The 20186-nt window shown below is 72.1% G+C and carries 19 protein-coding genes; 17 read left to right on the top strand and 2 right to left on the bottom strand.

Going from position 1 to position 20186, the window contains the following annotated elements; genetic code table 11:
- Positions 1-83: 83 nt before the first annotated feature.
- The 10 genes from WMF39_RS31435 (at position 84) to WMF39_RS31390 (ending at position 12141) form a co-directional block, all read left to right on the top strand.
- Positions 84-428 (top strand): sigma-70 domain-containing protein, encoded by a 345-nt coding sequence (locus WMF39_RS31435; protein WP_437708868.1) that lies wholly within the window; start codon positions 84-86, stop codon positions 426-428.
- Between the two features lie 281 nt (positions 429-709).
- Complete coding sequence (gene hpf, locus WMF39_RS31430; RefSeq protein WP_437740166.1) at positions 710-1078, top strand: ribosome hibernation-promoting factor, HPF/YfiA family; 369 nt, start codon at positions 710-712, stop codon at positions 1076-1078.
- A 442-nt stretch (positions 1079-1520) separates the two neighbouring features.
- Entirely contained in the window at positions 1521-2000 is a 480-nt protein-coding gene (locus WMF39_RS31425) for a PTS sugar transporter subunit IIA (protein ID WP_437740165.1), read from the top strand.
- Positions 1997-3298: an HPr(Ser) kinase/phosphatase gene (gene hprK / locus WMF39_RS31420; protein WP_437740164.1), complete on the top strand. Its 1302-nt coding sequence runs from the start codon at positions 1997-1999 to the stop codon at positions 3296-3298. Before WMF39_RS31425 ends, hprK begins: the two co-directional genes overlap by 4 nt.
- A complete protein-coding gene (gene rapZ, locus WMF39_RS31415) occupies positions 3295-4356 on the top strand; it encodes an RNase adapter RapZ (protein WP_437740163.1) in 1062 nt (353 codons plus the stop codon). Before hprK ends, rapZ begins: the two co-directional genes overlap by 4 nt.
- Entirely contained in the window at positions 4353-4637 is a 285-nt protein-coding gene (locus WMF39_RS31410; RefSeq protein WP_272094687.1) for an HPr family phosphocarrier protein, read from the top strand. The genes rapZ and WMF39_RS31410 overlap by 4 nt, the downstream gene beginning before the upstream one ends.
- The gene (gene ptsP / locus WMF39_RS31405) at positions 4634-6604 is read left to right on the top strand and encodes a phosphoenolpyruvate--protein phosphotransferase (RefSeq protein ID WP_437740162.1); all 1971 of its coding nucleotides are present in this window, start codon (positions 4634-4636) and stop codon (positions 6602-6604) included. Before WMF39_RS31410 ends, ptsP begins: the two co-directional genes overlap by 4 nt.
- The gene (locus WMF39_RS31400; protein WP_437740161.1) at positions 6601-8820 is read left to right on the top strand and encodes a bifunctional metallophosphatase/5'-nucleotidase; all 2220 of its coding nucleotides are present in this window, start codon (positions 6601-6603) and stop codon (positions 8818-8820) included. Before ptsP ends, WMF39_RS31400 begins: the two co-directional genes overlap by 4 nt.
- The gene (locus WMF39_RS31395; protein WP_437740160.1) at positions 8817-10262 is read left to right on the top strand and encodes a hypothetical protein; all 1446 of its coding nucleotides are present in this window, start codon (positions 8817-8819) and stop codon (positions 10260-10262) included. The genes WMF39_RS31400 and WMF39_RS31395 overlap by 4 nt, the downstream gene beginning before the upstream one ends.
- A 73-nt stretch (positions 10263-10335) precedes the next feature.
- Positions 10336-12141, top strand: a complete 1806-nt coding sequence (locus WMF39_RS31390; RefSeq protein ID WP_437740159.1) for a hypothetical protein — start codon at positions 10336-10338, stop codon at positions 12139-12141.
- 54 nt (positions 12142-12195) lie between these two features.
- Here WMF39_RS31390 and WMF39_RS31385 read toward each other — a convergent pair whose 3' ends face one another.
- Positions 12196-13002 carry a helix-turn-helix domain-containing protein gene (locus tag WMF39_RS31385; RefSeq protein WP_437740158.1) on the bottom strand — a complete coding sequence of 269 codons (807 nt, stop codon included), beginning with the start codon at positions 13000-13002 and terminating at the stop codon, positions 12196-12198.
- Positions 13003-13507: 505 nt separating this feature from the next.
- Positions 13508-15196: an acyl-CoA dehydrogenase family protein gene (locus WMF39_RS31380; protein WP_437740157.1), complete on the bottom strand. Its 1689-nt coding sequence runs from the start codon at positions 15194-15196 to the stop codon at positions 13508-13510.
- A gap of 297 nt (positions 15197-15493) precedes the next feature.
- On the opposite strand from WMF39_RS31380, the gene WMF39_RS31375 reads away from it, so the two are divergent.
- The 7 genes from WMF39_RS31375 to WMF39_RS31345 are packed head-to-tail and all read left to right on the top strand — an operon-like array spanning position 15494 to position 20067.
- A complete protein-coding gene (locus WMF39_RS31375; RefSeq protein WP_437740156.1) occupies positions 15494-15973 on the top strand; it encodes an RrF2 family transcriptional regulator in 480 nt (159 codons plus the stop codon).
- Positions 15974-15982: 9 nt separating this feature from the next.
- A complete protein-coding gene (gene cysK, locus WMF39_RS31370) occupies positions 15983-17044 on the top strand; it encodes a cysteine synthase A (RefSeq protein WP_437740155.1) in 1062 nt (353 codons plus the stop codon).
- A complete protein-coding gene (locus WMF39_RS31365) occupies positions 17041-17931 on the top strand; it encodes a HesA/MoeB/ThiF family protein (protein WP_437740154.1) in 891 nt (296 codons plus the stop codon). Before cysK ends, WMF39_RS31365 begins: the two co-directional genes overlap by 4 nt.
- Entirely contained in the window at positions 17924-18202 is a 279-nt protein-coding gene (locus tag WMF39_RS31360) for a MoaD/ThiS family protein (RefSeq protein ID WP_437303463.1), read from the top strand. The genes WMF39_RS31365 and WMF39_RS31360 overlap by 8 nt, the downstream gene beginning before the upstream one ends.
- 1 nt (position 18203) lies before the next feature.
- Positions 18204-18554 (top strand): thiamine biosynthesis protein ThiF, encoded by a 351-nt coding sequence (locus WMF39_RS31355; protein ID WP_012238382.1) that lies wholly within the window; start codon positions 18204-18206, stop codon positions 18552-18554.
- Positions 18551-19501: a PLP-dependent cysteine synthase family protein gene (locus tag WMF39_RS31350; RefSeq protein ID WP_437740153.1), complete on the top strand. Its 951-nt coding sequence runs from the start codon at positions 18551-18553 to the stop codon at positions 19499-19501. Before WMF39_RS31355 ends, WMF39_RS31350 begins: the two co-directional genes overlap by 4 nt.
- Positions 19495-20067 carry a Mov34/MPN/PAD-1 family protein gene (locus WMF39_RS31345; protein WP_437740152.1) on the top strand — a complete coding sequence of 191 codons (573 nt, stop codon included), beginning with the start codon at positions 19495-19497 and terminating at the stop codon, positions 20065-20067. The genes WMF39_RS31350 and WMF39_RS31345 overlap by 7 nt, the downstream gene beginning before the upstream one ends.
- Positions 20068-20186 lie beyond the last annotated feature (119 nt).

The following is a 20186-nucleotide window of genomic DNA, read 5'->3' as shown; positions in this document are numbered from 1 at the left end:
CTCGGTCTCGCGCTCGGCTTTCGGGCCCGCTTTTGCCCGCGCAGGCGCGTGCGCGGCCTGCGCGAAGGTGGCACGCTAGCGCCGTGCCGCCTGTCATCGACGACATGATCCAGGAGCTCCTTACACGCCATCGGTCGACCGGTCGGGTGGACCTCAACGACATCGCCGAAGTCGTCGACCGCCGAGCGGTCTCGTACGAGGAGGTCGAGTACATCATCGACCGGCTCGAGTCCGAGGGCCTCCGCGTCGCCGAGCCGCTCGATCGGGGCGATGTCGAGGTGCTCCGCGCCGTCGTCGCGAGCGCGAGGCGGCTCGCGGCCGAGCTCGGACGCACACCCACGATCGGCGAGATCGCGCTGGCATCGGGCCATGCCCCGCACACGGTGCGCCGGGCGCTGGAACAAGCGGGGCGTGCCAAGGCTTGTTGAAGAGGAGGTGCGCTGGCCGCGCAGGACGCAGCGCGGCAAGCCACGGTGACGCGCGGGCACGACGAGGTGCGCGAGAGGTGGCAAGCTGCGGCAGGCTGGCGCAAGACGCGGCAACCCGCGGCAAGAAACGCAGAAGCGGAACGACGCCAAACAAAACGAAAGCGCTGCGCCGTTGAGTGCAGACCAGAGCTCTACATCAGTGTTACGATGGAGATGGAGGGGTGCTCTGTAGCCGTAGTCGATTGTTTCATCTACGCATCAGGGAAGGAAGGCTGGACCCGATGAACATCACGATCACGTTCCGCCATATGGTGGGTACCGACGCCGTGAAGAATTACGCCCATGAGAAGGTGGCCAAGCTTCAGAAGTTCCTTAGGCAGGCGATGACGGCGCAGGTCACCCTCTCCGTCGAGGGTCTGACGCACGTTGCCGACGTTCGCCTCTCCTCCGGCAGTCTAGCCTTCCATGCGACCGAGCGGGGTGAGGACATGTACGCGTCGATCGACATGGTCCACGACAAGCTCGAGCGGCAGATCCGGGATGGGAAGGGTCACACCATAGCGCGGAAGCGCGGCGGCACGAGCGCCGGCGAGTACGCCGTCGAGGTGGAGCGCGAAGCGGTGGCCGCGACGGGACGCTCCCGATCGTGAGCCGCCGCGCGCGTCGCCGAGGCGCGACGCGCGAGCCGGAGCGAGGGCAGCCGCGCCCGCCGGCGCGGCGCGCTCCCATCCTGTGAGCCACCGCTCGCGGGCGAGGCGGCGCGCTCCCTCCGCGTGAGCCGCCGCGCGCGTCGCCGCGGCGAGCGCGGCGGCGAAGAGCGCTCGTCTCCATCAGCTCACCCCTGCGCATGGCCAACCTGCCGGGGGGCCCGCCTGGAGCGGCGCGGCGGTCGCCCAGCGATCGCGACGCGAAGAACGCGAAGAACGCTCCCTCCGGGGCCGCTCGCCGCGATAGCGTCCTTGAGTCGCGCACCCGAAGTCCCCAGGGTACGATGGCCACATCGGCTCGCTTGGCCCTGGCCGAGCGCCGCGCCGACCGTGCCACGTGCGCCGTTCCAGAGCCCTCTCACCTCGCCCGAGCGCCGAAATCAGCATGCAAGTCCGCGACATCTTGACCGCGCACCAGGTATCCGTCGCCAGCGAGCAGGAGGGGGTCGTCCGCTCCAAGACGGACGCGCTCCGCCGGCTCGCCGCCCTGCTCGCGGCAGGACAGCCGGGGGTCAAGGCCGATGACATCGAGCGGGTGCTCGGCGAGCGCGAGCGCCTGCAGTCCACCGGCGTCGGGAGCGGCGTGGCCATCCCCCACGGCGCGATGGAGGGCGTCGATCGGCTGATCGGCGCGGTCCTGATCTGCCCGAAGCCGATCGACTTCGACGCGATCGACGGGGCGCCGGTGGCCATCCTCGTCGCCGTGATCGGGCCGAAGCGCGCCACGGGCGAGCACCTCAAGACGCTGGCGCGCATCTCCCGCCTGCTGCGGGACGAGACGTTCAGGCGGCGGCTGCTCGGCGCCTCGACCGGGCGCGCGGCGTTCGAGCTCATCGCGGCCGAGGAAGGGAGGTCGGTGTCATGAGCGGCCCGCGCAGCGGCGGACACGAAGGGGAAGGGGGCGGCCGGATGCCCCCCTCGACCCGCGGTGGGCGGGCGGACCGCCCCGCCATCGCGGTGCGGAGCCTGATGGCCGACGAGGGGCTCGGCATCGACCTCACGCTCATCGCCGGCGCCGCGGGCCTCGACCGGCCCATCATGAACACCCGCATCCAGAAGTCCGGGCTCGCGCTCGTCGGCCACTTCCACGGCATCGTCCCGACGCGGGTGCAGATCCTCGGGCAGACCGAGCTCTCGTTCCTCCACAAGCTCTCCCGCGAGGACCGGCTCCTGTCGCTGCGCGGCTTCTTCGAGCTCGGCCTGTGCTGCGTCATCCTCACGCAGGGCGACCAGCCGTTCGAGGCGAACGGCTCCGGCATCGGGTTCGTCCCTGTGCCGGAGCTCGCGCAGTGCGCCGAGGAGAGCGGGACGCCGCTCCTCGTCTCGGCGGTGCGGTCGAGCGCCACGATCACCGCGCTGCACGCGCTGCTCGACGATCGCCTGGCGCCGCGCCTGCGGCTGCACGGCGTGCTCGTCGACGTCTTCGGCGTGGGCCTCCTTCTCATGGGGTCGAGCGCGATCGGCAAGAGCGAGTGCGCGCTCGATCTCGTGATGCGCGGCCACCGGCTCGTGGCCGACGACGCCGTGGAGTGCGATTACCGCCCTCCCGGCATGGTCTTCGGGGCCCCGGCGGATCTCCTCCGGTACCACCTCGAGGTGCGTGGCCTCGGCATCCTCAACGTGAAGGACCTCTTCGGCGTCACGTCGATCCGCGAGCGCAAGCGGATCGACGTCGTGGTGAAGCTTGTCGAGTGGTCGAAGGACACCGAGTACGATCGGCTCGGGCTGGACGAGCGGTACCACTCCATCCTCGGCGTGAAGATCCGGGAGCTCGTCATCCCGGTGCGCCCGGGCCGCGACATGGCGTCGATCCTCGAGGTCGCCGCCCGCAACGAGCTCCTGAAGAACGCCGGGTTCCACGCGGCCCGCGAGTTCTTCGGCAATGTCGAGGGCGAGCTGCTCCGCGAGCGCTCGCCCGAGGAGTCGTCGATCCCGCCGCCGGCGAGGCTCGCCGAGGAAGGCGCCTCGCGGATCGCCGCGCCGCCCGGCCCGCCCCGGCCGCCGCCGCCGCCGCCCGGCCGCGGCGTGGACGCGCCGAACCCCCCGAGCAGCGCCTTCCGGCCGCCCGTGGATCGGGGCAGGCCGCCCCCTGATCGCCCGAGCTCCGGGTTCAGCCCCACGGAGTCGTCCGTGAGCCTGCCGCGGCCGAGGAGGCGAGGGTGAGCAACGGAGGCGATCAGCAGCAGCACGGCCTGCACGGGCCCGACGGCGCGCCGGGGCGCGTCGTCGTCGTCACGGGCCTCTCCGGCGCGGGCAAGTCGACGGCGCTCCACGCCCTGGAGGACCTCGGCTTCTTCTGCGTGGACAACCTGCCCACGTCGCTCGTGCAGCCGGCGGTCGAGGCGTGCGAGTCGGGCGGGATCACCCGGATCGGGCTCGGCATCGACGTCCGGGTGGGCTCCTTCCTGGCGGGCGCCACGGCGGCGCTCGACTCGATACGGACCGGACGGGACGTGGTGATCCTCTTCCTCGACGCCTCGGACGAGACGCTGCTCCGGCGCTTCAGCGAGACGCGGCGCCCGCACCCGCTGACGACCGGCGGCAGCGGCGCCATCGCGATGCTCGACGGCGTCCTCCTGGAGCGCGAGCGGCTCGCGTCGCTGCGGGCCAGGGCGACGATCGAGCTCGACACGACCCGGCTGTCGACGCACGACCTGCGCCGCGTCGTCATCGAGCGGCTGCGCCCCGCGAAGGTCGAGGTGCCCCGGATGTCCACCCGGTTCATCTCGTTCGGTTACAAGTACGGCATCCCGCTCGACGCCGATCTGCTCTTCGACGTCCGCTTCCTCGACAACCCGTATTTCGTCCACGGCCTCCGCGAGCTCACGGGGAACGACGAGCCCGTGCGGGAGTACATCCTGAAGAACCCGGATGCCCTCGAGTTCATCTGCAGGACAGAGCAGCTCCTCTCGTTCTGCATGCCGCGCTACGCCAGCGAAGGAAAGAGCTACCTCACCGTCGGCATCGGGTGCACCGGCGGCCGGCACCGCTCCGTCGTGCTCACCAACGCGCTCAGCGACAGCTTGCGGCGGAAGACGGGGCTCCCGATCACGGTCGTGCACCGGGACGTCGCCCGGGCGAGCACGAGTGGTGTACCCTCGGGGGTGGGAGAGGGCATGGCCGGGGCGCCCGGCGTGGATCTCCGGCTGGCGCAGCCGGGAGCGCCCCCGTCGGAGCCTCGCCCGGCGTCGGACACGAGCGTGACGGGGGGCGAGCGGTGACGACCGAGGCGGTAACGAGGCGGTTTACCATCATCAATGTCCGCGGGCTCCACGCGCGCGCCGCGACGAAGCTCGTGCAGCTCGCGGGGCGTTACGACTGCGAGATCTCGCTGACCGGGCCGGACGGGCAGTCGGCCAACGCGAAGAGCGTGATGGGCGTGCTCCTGCTCTGCGGGTCGATGGGCACCCAGATCGAGGTGAGCGCGACGGGCGATCAGGCCGCCGACGCCGTCTCCGCCATCGGCGAGCTGATCGCCGCGCGCTTCGGAGAGCACGAGTGACGCGCGGCCCGAGCGCGCTCTCGTCGGACGCCCCGGACGAGCATCCCGCCCCGGCGGACGCCGTCCGGAGCGGCTCGGCGGCGCCCGGCGCCCGGGTCGACTCGATGCCGCCCGGCGCCCGGACGGAGACGCTGCGGGGCATCGCTGGGTCCCCCGGGGTCGCCATCGGCGCGGCCGTCGTGATGGGCGGCCACCGGACGAACCACCCGCGCCGCCGCGTCGGCTCCAGCGAGATCGCGGCGGAGCTCGAGCGCTTCGAGGCCGCGGTCGAGCGCGCGCAGGACGAGCTGCGCGACATGGCGAAGCGCATCGGCGACCACCGCGCCGAGGCGTCGATCCTCGAAGCCTACCTGCTGATGCTCGGCGACGAGGCCCTCGCCGACGCCGTGAAGCGCCAGGTCACCGAGGAGCGCCGCTGCGCCGAGTGGGCGGTGGTGATCGCGTGCGAGGCGATCGCCGGCCGCTTCGCCGCGCTGGACGACCCGTACCTGCGCGAGCGCAGCCACGACGTCCTGTTCGTCGGCGAGCGCCTCCTGCGCGCGTTCAGCCTCCCGCCCCAGGAGCCGCCGTCCTCGCGCGACACCTCGCCCCTCTCCACGCGCAGCCTGATCGAGCTGCAGAACTCGATCGCCATGCCGGCGACGTTCGGCGCGGCGCTCCCGCGCTTCTCCGGGCCGACGATCCTCATCGCGCACGACCTGTCGCCGGCCGACACCGCGGCGATGGTCGACGAGCCGGTCGTCGGCTTCGTCACCGAGGTCGGCACCCGCACGAGCCACACCTCCATCATGGCGCGCGCGCTGGAGATCCCGGCCGTGGTCGGCGTCAGCGACGTGCTGCAGCGCGTGATCACGGGCGACATCGTGGTGATCGACGGGCTGCGCGGCACGGTCGTCGTTCGCCCCGGCCCGGCCGAGCTCGCGGACGCGCGCGCCCGCGCCGAGCGCTACGTCGCGCTCGGCAAGGAGCTCTCGGAGTCCAGGCACCGTGCCGCCCAGTCGAAGGACGGCGTCAAGGTGTCGCTCCGGGCGAACGTCGAGCTCCCGGCCGAGGCGATCCTCGCGCGCGACCAGGGCGCCGACGGCATCGGCCTCTACCGGACCGAGTTCCTCTACATCGACCGCACGTCCCCGCCCTCGGAGGACCAGCAGTTCGAGATCTTCCGCGCCGTCGTCGAGGCGCTCCGCCCGAAGCCGGTCACGCTGCGCACGTTCGACATCGGCGGCGACAAGTTCGTCTCCACGTTCCAGGTGCCGCCCGAGATGAACCCGATGCTCGGCCTCCGCGCGGTCCGGCTCGCGCTCTCGCGCCCCGACGTCTTCCTCGAGCACCTCCGCGCCATGGTGCGCGCCTCCGCCTACGGCGACGTGCGGATCATGATCCCCATGGTCGCGGGCCTCGGCGAGCTCCGGCAGGTGCGCGCGCTGCTGCGCCGCGCGCAGGAGCAGGTGCGCGCCCGCGGCCAGGCGTGCGCCGACGAGATCCCGCTCGGCGTGATGATCGAGGTGCCCTCGGCGGCGATCATGGTCGACCATTTCGCGCGCGAGGCCGCGTTCCTGAGCCTCGGGACGAACGATCTGATCCAGTACGCGCTCGCGGTCGACCGGACCAGCCGCTCGCTCGCCTACCTGGCCTCGCCGTTCGACCCGTCGATCCTGCGGCTGATCACGAAGGTGATCCAGGCAGGCCAGGATTTCGGCAGGCCGGTCTCCCTCTGCGGCGCGATGGCGAGCGATCCGCTCGCCGCCCTGCTGCTGCTCGGCCTCGGCCTCCGCGACTTCTCGATGGAGGCGGCGGCGATCCCGGAGATCAAGGAGACGCTCCGGCGCGTGACGGTCGCCGAGGCCGAGGCGGTCGCGGCGGAGGCGCTCGCCTGCGCGACGGCGGAGGAGGTCGAGTGCTGCGTCGCCGCCTCGTTCGCGCCGGACCTCTACGACCTGCTCACGGGAGAGCGCGCCACGCGGTGAGCGGCGCGCTGGGTGCGGTGGGGCCGACGCCTGCGGTGCCGGTCGCGTCCGGGGTGGCGCGCGCGCTGGCCGCCTGCGCGGTGGCGCTCGGCCTGTGCGCGGCGGGCTGCGAGGAGGAGGCGCCGCCGACGCGGCTCGTCGGGCAGGTGCACCTGACGCTGCTCCACACGTCGGACATCCACTCGCGGCTCTTCCCGTACAACCTGCAGCTCGGCCAGGTGGACGCGGGGCTCGGCCTCGGCGCGGCGGCCTCGATCGCGAACGTCGGCGGCGCCGCGCGCATGTCCCATCTCCTCGGGCGCGAGCGCGCCCGGTCGTCGCGCGCGCTTCACCTCGACGGCGGCGACTGCTTCCAGGGGGCGCCGATCTTCAATTTCTACTCGGGAGAGGCGGAGATCCGCGCCCTCGGCGCCATGGGCGTCGACGCCATGATCGTCGCCAACCACGAGTTCGACCGCGGCGCGCTGAACCTCGGTATCCAGCTCCAGCAGAACGCCGGCTTCCCCGTCCTCGCGGCGAACTACCAGCTCGAGGACCCCGCGCAGCCCGGCGCCTCTCCGCTCGGCGCCATCCTGCAGCCGTTCACGGTCTTCGACCTCGAGGGCCTCCAGGTCGGCGTCGTCGGGATGGGCAACCTCTCCAGCCTGACGTCGATCTTCGAGGCGCCGAACCGGCTCGGCGTCACCCCGCTGAACACGACCGAGGTCGCCCAGTTTTACGTCGACCTGCTCCGCCCCACGGTGGACGTCATCGTCTTCGTGACGCACCTCGGCCTGGACGGCGACGAGCGGATGATCGAGACCACGACGGGCATCGACGTCGTGCTCGGCGGGCACAACCACATCGTCCTCCAGCCGCCGAAGCGCGTCCGCGACTGCTCGCGGTACTACGACGAGGAGGAGCAGCGGCACTACATCCTCCTGAACGACGAGCGCTCGCCCGGGGAAGGCGCGAAGCGCCGGCGTTACTGCACGCCGCGCGACGTGCTGCTCGCGCACTCCGGCGCGTTCGCGAAGTTCGTCGGGCGGCTCGACCTCGTGCTGTCCAGGGACGCCTCCGAGCTCGGGGGCGGCTACGACCCGCTGAACGGCTTCGAGGTGCTCTCGGACCGGTACGAGCTCTTCCCGGTGACCGAGGACGTGCCCGCCGATCCGATCGTCGCCTCGGCGCTCGAGCCGTACGCGCAGGGGCTCGACGCGCTCGCGAACCTCGATCTCCTGGTCGGCTACGCGCCGGGCGGCTCCCGCCGCGCCTCGGCGAGCGGCGGCGACTCGCCGCTGGGCAACCTCATCGCCGGGGCGATGTGGCTGCGCCTCGGCATCCAGACCGATTTCGCGCTCACGAACACGACGGGCATCCGCGCCGACCTCGTGCCCGGCCCGGTGACGGTCGAGCAGATGTTCAACGTCTTCCCCTTCGACAACTCGATCTCGAAGATGCAGCTCTCCGGCCTCGAGGTGCAGGAGCTCTTCGACTTCGTGGCGCGCCGATCGAGCGGCCGCGGGTGCGTCTCGCAGGCGCAGATCGCGGGCGCGCGGGTCGTCATCGACTGCGCCGCGCGCTCGGCCGACGGCGCCGCGTCCGGCGTCGCGACCCACGTGTACATCGGCGCGCGCCGGCCGGCGATCGCGTGCCCGAACGGCGACGCCGACTGTCCGGGCGGCGAGGTGGGCAGCTGCGACGTCGAGGCGAGGCGCTGCTGGCAGCCGCTCGATCCGATCGCGACCTACGAGCTGGCGACGTCGAGCTACCTCGCCCAGGGCGGCAGCGGGTTCCGCGTGCTCCAGCGCAACACGACGCAGCTCGACACCCAGGTGCAGCAGCGCGACGCGCTGATCGACGCCATCCGCGCGGGCAGCCCGTGCGGCGCGGACGAGCGCGGCGAGCTCGCGTCGTGCCGGCGGGACGCCGATTGCGCGGGCGAGGGCGAGGGCTTCGTCTGCGCGTGCCCCGAGTCGGTGGTCGAGGGGCGGGCGTGCAAGACCGGCGAGGCGCCGTGCTCCCGGGGCGCGTGTGTGCTCGCGCGCTGCCGCGATGACGTCGCCGCCTACCAGCGCGACGTCTGCGCCGAGGCGCCGACCGACTGGGTGCGGGAGCAGTGCGAGAGCGCGCTCGCCCCGTGCAGCGCCGCGGGCGAGCAGTGCAAGCACCTGGCGTGCGTCGACCGGCGGCTCGGCAACTTCTCCGACGGCCGCTTGCGGATGGTGGGCCAGTGACGCCGCGGGCGAGGCGCCGAGCGGCGCTCGCGGCCGCCGCGCTCGCCGGGTGCGGCAGCGACGGCGGGACGCCCCGGGGCGTCTCGAGCTTCTGGGTCCAGGTCGTGCAAGTGAACGGGGAAGCGCCCCCCTCCGCCGAGGCGCCGCTGCCGGCCAACCGCGGCGACACGGTGGACACCTGGTCGTTCAGGATCGAGGCGCGCGACGCTGCCGGCCGCCGGACGCCCTTCGACGGCATGGTCAGGCTGAGCGTCGATCCCGGGGCGGTGCTCGACGTCGAGGCGGACGACGAGGGCATCGCGGTCGGCCGCAACATCCGCCTGCGGGACGGCGTCGCCGAGGGGATCGCCCACGTGACGGCCGTCTACGGGCCCATCCGGCTGTGGGTCGAGGACCTCGGCTACCGGCCCGCGTCCCGGGGCGACCGCCCCGCGTGCGCCAACGGCGTCAACGACGACGCGCCGGGCGACATGCTCGTCGATTTCCCCGCCGATCCCGGGTGCGCCTTCGCGGACGACGACACCGAGGAGGGCGGCTCCTTCAGCGCCGGCGTCTCGAAGCCGGTCGCCTACGCCTCGCCGCGCATCGCCGACGTGCAGGGCGGCGGCTCGGCGACGCCCTACCCGTCCGAAGCGATGCGGATCGACACCGCGGCTCCCCAGCAGGTCGTCGTCACGCGTGTCTCGAGCGACGGCTTCTACGTCACCGATCTGGCCGGCCAGGGCAGCGGCTTCAACCACCTCTTCGCGTACAATTTCAGCACACCTGCCAACCTGCGTGTCTGCGATCGGCTCGAGTACCTCGCGGGCACCGTCGACGAGTTCTTCGGCTTCACCCAGCTCTCGTTCCCTTCGTACGAGATCGCGCGCGCGCAGGAAGGAGCGGAGTGCCTGGTCCCGGAGCCGACGGTGCTCGACGGGCCGACGATCGCCGGCGCCCTGGCCATGGAGCGCCTCGAGAGCGGGCTCGTGCGCGTCGAGGGGTTCCACATCGGCGAGCGCTTCGGTCCGAGGCCCGCGAGGGACAACGTCTTCGCCGCGGAGCAGTCGAACTGCGATCTGAACGGCGACGGGCAGGTCGATTTCGACAGCCAGGCCGAGCGGAGCTGCGCGAACGCGTGCTCGGACGACCCCGAGTGCAGCGAGTGGACGAGCTACTCCGCGCGCGGCAACTACAAGATCACGGACGGGTCGAGCAGGATCCAGATCCAGACGGGCACGGTGAGCGCCTTCGATCCGACGTCCCACCGGGGCGAGGTGATCGACGCGGTGACTGGCACGCTCCGGAGCTTCTCGGGCGGCTCGCTGAACTGGACGATCGAAGCCCGCTGTCCGGACGACCTCGTCTGCCGGGCGCCCGGCTGCGCGCCCGCCACGAAGCCATCGAAGGAGGCCTGCGTCCGGACGCGCAGCCTCGACGACGACGACGCCGAGACCAACTAGCCACCTCCTCGCCTTCGCCGCGGCCGCGCCGCGCCCGCCGGTTCACCCAGGCCCAGGAAAGCCACCGCCCGCCATGCACCGAAGCGCGCTCCTCGCCCCTGCTGCCTCCGCGGCCTTGCTGTTCACGCTCGCGCCGCCGGCGCTGGGCCAGCCGCAGCCGCCGCCAGCGCCGGCTGCGCCGAGCCCGGACCAGGCCGCGCCGGCCCCGGCGCCCGACGCGCCAGCCTCGGACCAGGCCGCGCCGGCCCCGGCGGCCGCCGCGCCGCCTCCGATCTCGCAGCCCGCCCCCGCCGCCGTTGTCCCCACCCTCCCGCGGATCGAACCCTACCTCCCGCCAGCAGCCACCGAGCCTCTCGTCCGCGTGGGAGACGCGATGGACACGCGCCTCACGTGGACGCTCGGCGACGACGACCTGCTCCACGACACGGGTCAGGCGCAGCCGCTCTCGCCCAACCTCAGCGTCGGCGATCGAAAGCAATTCCGGCTCTTCTTCGACAACCTCAACTCCCGCTTCAGCGGGCGCGAGAACCTGACGCACCTCGCGCTCTACAAGAGGATGCCGGGGTTCATCGAGCGGCTGGACACCGAGGCTTCTCTCGTCCTGCGCATCGATCTCGCCGCGCTGTCCAGGAACAACAACAACGTCAATCAGGCGTTTTACGACGCCGGATCGTTCATTCGCGCCTTCTATCACATAGGCGGCAGGGCAGAGGGGAAGACCGGCGTCGGTGTCACGCTCTGGCCCATCGACACGGACCGGTTTCGTCTCGGCTACCTCTACGACATCTCGTGGGGCGGGACGAACGGCTCCGCCAATCAGTCCATCTTCCCGCGCATCATCGGAACCGCGCCTGGCGCGAAGGTCCAGCTCGATGCCGACCGGTTCAGCGTGTACGCGGGGTTCAAGGTCGCGAGCCTCACCCAGGTCCAGGAGGTGCTCACCCCCGGCACGAGCGAGACCGAGGAGATCCGAATCGCTCAGACCAACTACGGCTTTCTCCTTGGCGGGGGCGCCGATCTCCACCCCCAGGTTCACGTCGACCTCGGCGCCGGCTACTTCCAGCAGGGCCGCTTCGACTTGCCCGACGTCGCCGGCGACCCGGTCTACACCTACGGCGCCTCGGCCCGGATCGTCGCGCACGCCAGGAACGAGCCCATCCCGCAGTCGGTCGACTTCCTCCTCTATCGCAACGATCCCACCAAGCCGCAGATCCTCTTCAAGCCCGAGACGTACGCGCCGGGCAAGACGACATGGGCGGTGAGCCTCGAGGCGACGAACCTCTTTCAGAACCTCAAGGACTTCGAATCTGCCGGCACCACCACCCACCAGCCGGCACGCGCCGGCGCCCTCCAGGCGGTCGTCAAGTCCGGGTATGCGCGCGCGAGCGTCACGGGCGTCTACCGCGACCTGCCGTTCGTGCTGCGCAACCAGCCGAGCTTCATCCCCTTCCAGACGATCCCGAAGACCGCCCAGACCTCGACCGCCGACGAGCTGTTCTTCGCGCTCGCGGCCGATTACCACCTCGCGTCCGCGCGGCTCACGCCCGGCCTCGGCGTGGGCCTGCAGTTCCCCGCCGCGTTCAGGACGATGTCCATCGACGCCATGAGCGCGGTGATCGCGCGCACGTCCGTCGTCCGAGAGCAGGGCAATGTGTCGATCCTCCCCTTCAACGCCTCCGCCGTCCCGATCTTCCAGCTCCGCGCGAGCCTCAAGTGGGATATCAGCAAGATCCTCTCCGCCGTCGCGTGGGCTCAGTACGTGCGTGACAACAACGGCACCTTCATGGAGCGAGATCCCTCCGAGGGCACCGTGGCCCTGCGCACCTTCGTGAACCCCGACTTCTTCGGCCTCGGCACGAGCTTCCAGGCCCGCTTCTGATCCGGCGACCGCGCCGCGCGCTCGTCGCGCTCCGCTCGCCGCGCCTGCCCGCGCTCATCGCGGCTGGAAGTCCTTGAACGCCGCCACAGCCCGCGGCGACGTGCTCACGGTCTCCACGATGCGGAAGCCGCCGCGCAGGTAGAAGCCCTCGAAGTGCAGCACGCTCTCGCCCTCGGCGGGCTCGATCTCCCAGTAGCGCGAGCGGTCCTTCGACGTGCCGAGCACCGCGATCCGCCGCCACCCCGCCGGGATCATCCCCGTCCACTCGGGGCCGCGCTTCTCCGACAGCTCGAAGTCGTCGCGGCTGTGCTTCACGCGGAAGCTCGCGTCCGGCCCCGAGCCGATGCGCGCGTCGAGCGTGGCCCCGGGCGGTCCCTTCGCCATCTGGTCCTGGCGCCGCGGCCCCCGCTTGCTCACGCGGTAGCCCGCCACCGAGTGCGGATCGAGGTAGTAGGTGCCTCCTTCCTTGCTCGCGCGCAGCCGCCCCGCGTAGATCGCCTGGCGCACCGCGCTCTCCGAGATGCCGAGCTGGTGCGCGGCGTCCGGCACCGTCATCGTGAACCGCGTCCGCGGCGTGACGACCGCCGAATCGGGCGGCAGCCGCTTCCGCGCCACGCAGTCGAGCATCACGTGGAAGGCCGGGTCGCGGTACACGTCGGCGGTCGCGACGCTCCGGCCCGCGACGGCGGTCCTGTCCAGCAACGGGTTCTCCGGGCCGAGCACGAGATCGAGCAGCTCTGCATCGGACACCGACGGATCCCTGGCCGCCGCCAGGACCCGGGACAGAAAGGCGCCCAGCTCGCCCGCCGGCGTCGGGAACTCGACCGTCTCGCCGGACAGCAGCGTGTATTGCGTCTTCATCTCGCCTCTTCGCAGCTCGCAGCTCGTCGTGTGCGCTCACCCACACCGCGCGCCGCGCGCGTGCCCGGGCCCACGCGAGCCCGATCCGTCCAGGAGGCGGACGAAGTCCCACGCACGCGCCGGAGGCGCGCGCAGGCGGATCTCACCCCACCGGGGACGCCGCGCCGGCGGAGCCCGCCTCGATGGACGGGCCCGCCCGCACGTCGCCCACGTCGGGCACGCGTTCAGCGCCGCAGCTACGCATTACTGTAAGCCCGTTCAGGTTGTCCCGTCTAGTGCCTTCGCATGCCGCTAGGACAAATGCCGTCCGCTTCCAGGACGGCGGTGTGTTCGCAACCGTCCGAAATCAAACGTTAATTCTGTATGATCAGAACGCGGCGCGACCACGGAAAAATCGTCGAGGGTCGCGGACGGGGCGCGGATCGCGGCGCCACGCCCGCCTCGCGCTGTCGCCGCGCCCGGGTTGCCGGAGGGATTTGTTCAGTGGGTAGGCCCCACCTTTTGTTCAGGTATCGGGCCGCTGTCGCGTCTCGGCGAGGGCCTCGATCGTGTCGCGATCGTGGTCCCGGATGCAGTCGACGCCGTTGCGCTCGAACTGGATGGCGGCGGCCAGCGCGCTCCGGCTTCGCTCGCGGTCCATGGCCCACGCGGCGTGTCGCACGAGCAGGGCGAGCTGCAGCGCCCGGCCCAGGGTGATCGCGACCCGGCGGGCGCCCGCCTCGAGGCCGGGGCGGTCGGCGGCGGCCATCTCCTTGATCCACGCGCGGGCGTGGGACACCGCGCGCGACGCGGACGTCTCGGCCTCGGCGAGCTTCGGCTCGACCACGCCGGTCAGGAGGCGCGCCACCTCGGCCGCGAGGATGTCGAGCGAGCCGTCCTTCAGGATCACCCGCAGCGCGTCGAGGGCGAGCACGTTCGTCGTGCCCTCCCAGATCGTGAGGACCTGCGCGTCCCGGAGCAGGCGCGGCAGCCCCGTGTCCTCGACGTAGCCGGCCCCGCCGAACGCCTCGAGCACCTCGCTCAGCACCGACACCGCCTGCTTGGCGGTCGTGAGCTTCGCGAGCGGGATGATCAGCCGCAGCAGCTTCGCCTCCGAGTCGGTGAGCGAGCCCGTCTCCTCGCGCCCGAGCAGCTCGATCGCGCGGAAGGTCAGGTGGAAGGCGCCCTCGAACTCGGCCTGGAGCTCGGCGAGCGTGTCCATGTGCAGCGGCTTCTCCGCCAGCGTCGTGCCGAACTGGACTCGGCTCTGGGCGTACGAGCGCGCCAGCGCGAGCCCCCGGCGCATCCCGGCGATGGCGCCGATCGCGTTCCAGGTGCGCGTCACGTTGAGCATCGGCGCGATCGCCCGGACGCCGTTCGACAGGCCCGCCACCGGCGTGGCGAGGACGCCGTCGAGCGTGAGCTCGGCGGTCGGCACCTTGCGGGTGCCGAGCTTGTCCTTCAGCCGGTTGATCAGCACGCCCTCGCGGCGCCCCGCCTCGCCGGCGAGCTCCACGTAGAAGAGCGCCAGCCCGCGGCTGCCCTCCGGGTTGCCCTCGGGGCGCGCGAGCGTGAGCGCCATCTCCGACGTGGTCGACGAGGCGAACCACTTCGTCCCGTGGAGCCGGTAGGCCCCGTCGGGGTCGAGGCGCGCCGCCGTCTCGCTCCGCCCCACGTCCGAGCCGCCGGTGCGCTCGGTCATCCACTGGCCCGAGGTCCACGCGGCGGCGGGGTCGCGGCTTGTGAGCCGGGGCACCGCGCGGTCGATGAGCGCCCGGTTGTCGCTCGCGAGGAGCGTCCGCGCGGCGCCGTCGGTCATCGCGAGCGGGCACGTGTACACGTCGCTCGACGCGTCGAAGAGGTACGCCAGCGCGAACTGATGGACGCGCGAGAACGCGCCGTGCGCCCGCTCGTAGGCCGTCGCGACGACCCCCCGCTCGCACGCGATGCGGGCCGCCTCCTTCCAGAGCTGGGTCACCTCGACGTGGTCGATGCGCCTTCCCCAGGCGTCCCACGACGTGAGCTTCGGCTCGTTCGCGCGATCGGCGAGCTGCAGCTCGTACAGGCGGCCGCCGGCGAGCTCGCCCATCTCCCGCAGCGAAGGCGTTATCGACGCGGCCACCTCGCGCGGCAGGGCCCGCGCGAGATAGGACCGCAGCACGCGGTCGTCGTCGTACTGGTTCCCGAGTGTGGGGGGGTCTTGATAGAAAGCCACCGGCCGACTCCTAGGTTGGTGCGCCGCAACCCGAACCGTGCGACGCCCGCGCGCCGATCACGTTCCGCGCGCCCCTCCGTGCACGCGCGGCGACTCGCAGCCTCGATAGAGCTCGAAGCTACTGAACCCGTCCCACCCGGTTCAACAGGAAGCCGGAGGCTGCGTCGCGCCGACGCGGCGAACGGTGAACCTCTGCTGGTAATTTCCCCGCGACGCCCGGTTTTTGTGGGCTGTTCGGGTGCTGTGTCGCACGGAAAGAAGCGGAAGTCGCTGAATGTGCAGTTCTTGACTTCTCCGATGCACCAATGCATATGGCTGGCGGTGAAGCTCTCGAACAAGGGTCGCTACGGTGTGCGCGCATTGTTCGATATCGCATTCCACAACGACGGGCGGCCGACCCAGATCCGCGAGATCTCCGAGCGGGAGCTCATCCCCGCGCGTTTCCTGGAGCAGATCTTCCAGGACCTGAAGAAGGCCGGGCTCATCAGCTCGAAGCGGGGGCCGCGCGGCGGCTACCACCTCGCGCGGCCCGCGAGCGAGATCAGCCTGGGCGACGTGGTCCGCGCCCTGGAGGGGCCGGTCGCCGTGATCGCTCCGGATGACGACGGCAGGCCGGAGGGCTCGCCGCTCGACCCGCCCACGGCCGTGTTCCAGGATCTGGCGCTCGCCATCGAGCGCTGCTTCGACTCGGTGTCGATCGCCGACGTCTGCGAGCGCGGCGTCGAGCTCGGCGTGCACCGCAAGGGGCGGCCGGAGCGCTCGACCTACGTGATCTGAGCCGACACCATGAGCAGCCCCGAACGATCCGCACAGTCCACCGGCGCCCCCCGCACACCCGCGGAACCCGCGAAGGGCGCAGCGCAGCTCCCGCCGCTCCCGTCGCACCCGCGCGTCGTCGACAGCCTCCTCGACCTCGTGGGCGACACGCCGCTCTTCGAGATCCGCCGCGTCGACGCGGCGACGCCCCGGGGGCGCGTCTTCGGGAAGGCCGAGCAGCAGAACCCGGGCGGCTCGCTGAAGGACCGGATCTGCCTGGCGATGATCGAGGGCGCCGAGGCGCGCGGGCTGCTCGGCGCGGGCGGCGTCGTCATCGAGCCCACGTCGGGGAACACCGGGATCGGGCTCGCGATCGTGTGCGCGGCGAAGGGGTACCGCTGCATCCTCACGATGCCGGCGAGCATGAGCCTGGAGCGGCGCCAGCTGCTCGAGGCCTACGGCGCGGAGGTCGTCCTGACCGAGCCCGAGCTGCAGATGGAGGGGGCCATCGCGCGGGCGCGCGAGCTCGCGGCGGACATCCCGGGGGCGCTCATCCTCAGCCAGTTCGACAACCCCGACAACCCGCGCGTCCACGCGGAGACGACCGCGCGGGAGATCCTGCACGCGATGGCCGGCCTCGACGCGCCGGGGCGGCCCGGTCCCCGGCAGTCGCTGACGATCGACGCGTTCGTCGCCGGCGTGGGGACGGGCGGGTCGGTGAGCGGCGTCGGGCGGGTGCTCAAGCGGATGCGCGCGGCGACGCGCGTCATCGCGGTCGAGCCCGAGTCGTGCGCGACGATCTCGCGCGGCGAGCGCGGGCCCACCAAGATCCAGGGGCTCGCCGCCGGGTTCGTCCCCGCGAACTACGATCCGGGCGTGGTGGACGAGGTGCGGACGGTCAGCGATCGCGCCGCGTACGACACGAAGGTGGCGCTGGCCCGGCAGGAGGGGCTGCTCGTCGGCATCAGCGCTGGCGCGGCGGTGCGCGTCGCGCTCGACGTCGCCCGCGAGCTCGGCCCCGACGCCAACGTGGTGACCGTCCTCTGCGACACCGGCGAGCGCTACTTCAGCCTGGACGAGTATTTCCGATGAGCGGCGGCGGCGAGGCGATCCGCGGGTGCGTCCTCCTCGTCGGGGCGGGGGGGATCGCCGCGCCCGCCGCGCTCGCGCTCGCCGCCGCCGGGGTGCGGGAGCTCCGGGTCGCGGACGACGACGAGGTCGAGCTGACGAACCTGCATCGTCAGATCCTGTTCGACGACGACGACGTCGGGCGGCCGAAGCTCGATGCGTTCGCGGAGGCGCTGCGCCGCCGCTTCCCCGGGCTCCGCGTCGACCGCCGTTACGGCCGCTTCACGCCGAGCGCGGCGGCGGGGCTGATGCCGGGCGTCTCCGTGGTGGTCGACGCGACCGACAACTTCGCGTCGCGGTTCCTGATCGCCGACGTGTGCCGCCTCACGAGGACGCCGGTGGTCCATGCCGCCGCGATCCGCTGGCGCGCGACGGTGATGGCGGTCGCGGGGGAGGGGGCGCCCTGCTACCGCTGCCTGTTCGAGGACCTGCCGACCGGGAACGCGCCGGATTGCGCCACGGCCGGGGTGGCGGGCCCGGTGTGCGGCGTGGCCGGCGCGATCGCGGCGGATCGCGCGCTGGCGATCCTCGCGGGCGACGCGTCGATCTTCGGCCGGATCGCGACGTACGACGGCCGCACGGACACGCTGCGCAGCGTCCCTGTCTCCGCGCGGCCCGCCTGCGACCTGTGCGGAGCGCGCGCCGCGATCGCGACGATCGACGCGTCCCGCTACGTCGTCGCGTGCGCGGCCGAGAGCGGATCCCCGACCCACGTTGAAGGGGACCGCGAGAGCGGATCCCCGACCCACGTTGAAGGGGACCGCGAGAGCGGATCCTCGACCCCTGCTGAAACGGACCGCGAGAGCGGATCCTCGACCCACCTCAAGACTGGAGAGCAAGACCATGGCTGACACCGCGACCGTCCGCATCCCGACCCCGCTCCGCACGCTCACCGGCGGGCAGGACGAGGTCAAAGCCGCCGGCGGCACCGTCGGCGAGCTGATCGAGAACCTCGAGAAGAGCTACCCCGGCATCCGCGACCGACTCCTCGACGACAAGGGCGTGCGGCGCTTCGTGAACATCTTCGTGGGCGACGAGGACATCCGCTTCCTCGACGGGCTGAAGACGCCCGTGAAGGGCGGTGACCAGGTGGCGATCGTGCCCGCGATCGCCGGGGGCTGAGGTGGACGACCCGCGCTATCTCCGCCAGGTGTTGCTCGCGGAGATCGGTCCAGAGGGACAGGCGAGGCTCGGGGCGGCGACGGCGCGCGTGCTCGGCGGCGGCAGCGACGCGCCGCCGCTCGCGCACGAGGTGGCGGAGCGCTACGCGCGCGGCGCCGGCTTCGGCGCGCTCGCGGACGGCGCGATCGACCTCGCCGCGCTCGCGCCCGCGGACCTCGTCGCCTCGCCCGCGGCGCGCGCCGTGCTCGCCGGCGCGCGCGCGGCGCTCGCCGAGATGCGCGCCGCGCTGGCTCTGGGCAGCGCCGCGGGGAGCGCGGGGCAGGGGAGCGCGGGGGAGGTCGACCCGTCATGAGGCACTCGCTCGCCCGCTCCCGCCGCCTGGGATCGGTCGTCGACGCGGTGGGCGACACGCCGCTCTTGCGCCTCTCGCGCGTCGGCCGCGACACGCCGTCGGTCGAGGTCTACGCCAAGCTCGAGTTCGCGAACCCCGGCGGCTCGGTGAAGGATCGCGCCGCGCTGCGGATGATGACCCGCGCCGCCGCGGACGGCCGCCTCACCAGCCAGAGGACGCTCATCGACTCGACGAGCGGCAACACCGGGGTCGCCTACTCGCTCTTCGGCGCGGCGATGGGCTTCAAGGTGGCGCTCGTCATGCCGTCGAACGTGTCGAAGGCGCGCAAGGACATCGCGCGCGCGTTCGGCACGGAGCTCATCTTCAGCGACCCGATGGAGGGCTCCGACGGCGCGATCCGCCTCGTGCGCTCGCTGGTCGAGAAGGATCCGGAGCGGTACTTCTACCCGGATCAGTACTCGAACGAGGACAACCCGCTCGCCCACTACCACGGCACGGCGCGCGAGATCCTGGAGGCGGTCGGCGACAGGATCACGCACTTCGTGGCCGGCATCGGCACGAGCGGCACCATCGTCGGGACGAGCCGGCGGCTGCGCGAGCACCATCGCCCGATCCGCTGCATCGCCGTGGAGCCCACGGAGGCGCTCCACGGGCTGGAGGGGCTCAAGCACCTGCCGAGCTCGCTCGTGCCCGCCATCCACGACGAGGGCGCGTACCACGAGACGATGCGCATCGCGACGGAGGACGGCTGGGACATGTCCGATCGCCTCGCGCGCGAGGAGGCGCTGCACGTGGGGCACTCGGGCGGCGCGGCCGTCTTCGCGGCCTTCGAGGTGGCGAAGCGCCTGCACCGCGAACAGCAAGGAGGGTGCGTCGTGGCGATTGTCCCGGACCGGGGCGACCGCTATTTTGCGCCCATGAAATGGGAGAAGCGTTACTTATGGTGATGTCTCCACAGCCGTGGACCGCCGGTGGGGTCGTCCTCAAGGCGAGCGTGCTCAAGGCGGTCGAGGACGAGGCGCTCGCGGGCTACGCGCGCGACGAGGAGGCCTGCGGGTACCTGAAGGGGCCCGCGGCCGAGCCGCTGCTCTGCGACGAGCACGTCCGGATGGACAACATCGCGAACAAGCTTCACGCCATCGATCCGGAGCGGTACTTCCGGACGGCGCGGACGTTCTTCGATTTCAACGGCAAGCGCTTCTCCGACGCTGTCGAGAAGGGCGCCTCGGCGGGGCGCCCGGTGAAGGTGCTCTATCACTCGCACCTCGACGCCGGCGCTTACTTCAGCCCGACGGACGCGGCCATGATGAGCGGCGGCGAGCCGCCGGCCGAGGAAGGGGGCCAGATCGTGCTGGGGCCCGGGCCGGCGTTCCCGCTCGCGTTCCTCGTCACCAGCGTGCGCGGCGGCTCCGGCGAAGGGCGCCCGGAGGAGGCGCCCCGCATCGCCGAGCACCGCCTCTTCGTGTGGGACGGCGCCGCGTTCGTCGCGTCGACGTTCTCCGTCGTCGATTGAGCTCATCGCGCCGGGGCGCGCGTCGACGCGCTCTCGCGCAGCCCTCATCCGCTCGTTGAGGGATCTGAATCCGAGGCCCGGAGAGGCCGAGTCCGTAGTCGTCACTTCATCATCGAAGG

Source organism: Sorangium sp. So ce1504, assembly GCF_051521635.1.
GTDB classification, from domain to species: domain Bacteria; phylum Myxococcota_A; class Polyangia; order Polyangiales; family Polyangiaceae; genus Sorangium; species Sorangium cellulosum_B.
This window is presented reverse-complemented; position numbering and strand designations above follow the sequence as displayed.

Coding starts and splice junctions, on each gene's coding strand:
- WMF39_RS31425 (WP_437740165.1), top strand. CDS start 1,521: ATGCAAGTCCGCGACATCTTGACCGCGCACCAGGTATCCGTCGCCAGC.
- WMF39_RS31390 (WP_437740159.1), top strand. CDS start 10,336: ATGCACCGAAGCGCGCTCCTCGCCCCTGCTGCCTCCGCGGCCTTGCTG.
- WMF39_RS31385 (WP_437740158.1), bottom strand. CDS start 13,002: ATGAAGACGCAATACACGCTGCTGTCCGGCGAGACGGTCGAGTTCCCG.
- cysK (WP_437740155.1), top strand. CDS start 15,983: ATGAGCAGCCCCGAACGATCCGCACAGTCCACCGGCGCCCCCCGCACA.
- hpf (WP_437740166.1), top strand. CDS start 710: ATGAACATCACGATCACGTTCCGCCATATGGTGGGTACCGACGCCGTG.
- WMF39_RS31350 (WP_437740153.1), top strand. CDS start 18,551: ATGAGGCACTCGCTCGCCCGCTCCCGCCGCCTGGGATCGGTCGTCGAC.
- hprK (WP_437740164.1), top strand. CDS start 1,997: ATGAGCGGCCCGCGCAGCGGCGGACACGAAGGGGAAGGGGGCGGCCGG.
- WMF39_RS31360 (WP_437303463.1), top strand. CDS start 17,924: ATGGCTGACACCGCGACCGTCCGCATCCCGACCCCGCTCCGCACGCTC.
- WMF39_RS31375 (WP_437740156.1), top strand. CDS start 15,494: ATGCACCAATGCATATGGCTGGCGGTGAAGCTCTCGAACAAGGGTCGC.
- WMF39_RS31365 (WP_437740154.1), top strand. CDS start 17,041: ATGAGCGGCGGCGGCGAGGCGATCCGCGGGTGCGTCCTCCTCGTCGGG.
- WMF39_RS31345 (WP_437740152.1), top strand. CDS start 19,495: ATGGTGATGTCTCCACAGCCGTGGACCGCCGGTGGGGTCGTCCTCAAG.